A 1043-nucleotide genomic window follows, 5' to 3' on the forward strand; every position below is an offset into this window, starting at 1 on the left:
CCCGAGGGCGGTCGCGAACGACTGTGAGGTCGACGGGCAGAAGGCGGTGCAGTTCAGCTACTACGTCGAGGTGGACAGGCCGGACGACCCGCAGGTGCTCATCGAACAGGCCGGTGAACACTGGAGAGAGCAAGGGTACGAGCTCGCAACGACGCAGACCGAGATGGATGCAGCGACGGGCGACGTGTCGGCCGTGGTCGCGCGCGCCGACGGCAAGCCTGGTGCGTCGATCGCAGCCACGAAGATCCGCGCGCACGTCAATGTGGACTCGCGCTGCGTGCTCGGGGACCCGGACGACTACCGGTGACGGCCCTGATGACGAATGAGTTCTGACGGTTCTGGTTCGCGATCGTCGGGGATCGCGAACCGGAACCGTCACACGCGCTGCAGGGAAAGATTCCCGTCGTGCACGGAGTCGTAGGGTCGGAGCGGGGGGACTGCGAAGAACCGGGGACGTCGAGCATGAGCGCACCGATCTGGCTGATCGCGATCGGCGGGGTGTCCGTCGTCCTCGGCGGACTGGTGTACGTCGGGCTCTGGCGATAGTGGATGCGCTGGAGTACGACGTCGATGCCCTTCGGGTGCGCTGCGGTGACCAGCGGCGCCTGACTGCGGAGTTGGTCAGGGGAGGAGCTGGAGCTCCATCGCGCGGATCACCGCGCGGGTGCGGTCGTTCACGCCGAGTTTCTCGAACACGTGGCCGAGGTGGGTCTTCACCGTGGCCTCACTGAGGAACAGTGCGCGCCCGATCGCCGGGTTGCTGTTGCCCTGGGCAACGAGGCGCAGGACGTCGAGCTCGCGCGGGGTCAGCGACGGGCCGGCAGCAGCGGGGAGGGATCCCGTTGCTCGGCGGACGAGCGCTGCGGCCGCCGATGGTGCCAGCGCGGTCTCGCCCCGTGCGGTCGCCCTGACGCCGGCGAGGATCTCGGATTCCGGGGCGGCCTTCAGCAGGTAGCCGGTGGCGCCGGCCTCGATGGCGGCGAGGATCTGGTCGTCGGACTCGTACGTCGTCAGGATCAGGACGCGGATGCCTGGGTCGGCGG

3 protein-coding genes are annotated in these 1043 nt (G+C 68.7%); 2 read left to right on the forward strand and 1 reads right to left on the reverse strand.

The features are described 5' to 3' along the window. A partial coding sequence (locus tag BACI9J_RS22305) for a hypothetical protein (RefSeq protein WP_159736609.1) occupies positions 1 to 307 on the forward strand: 307 nt, incomplete at its 5' end. Positions 308 to 405: 98 nt separating this feature from the next. Then, positions 406 to 546, forward strand: a complete 141-nt coding sequence (locus BACI9J_RS22310; RefSeq protein ID WP_159556622.1) for a hypothetical protein — start codon at positions 406 to 408, stop codon at positions 544 to 546. A 75-nt stretch (positions 547 to 621) separates the two neighbouring features. On the opposite strand, the gene BACI9J_RS22315 is transcribed toward BACI9J_RS22310, so the two are convergent. Further along, positions 622 to 1043 (reverse strand): response regulator transcription factor (locus tag BACI9J_RS22315; RefSeq protein ID WP_159736610.1); only part of this gene is annotated, 422 nt, incomplete at its 5' end.

Source organism: Arthrobacter sp. 9V (genome assembly GCF_902506065.1).
Classification (GTDB): Bacteria; Actinomycetota; Actinomycetes; order Actinomycetales; family Micrococcaceae; genus Arthrobacter.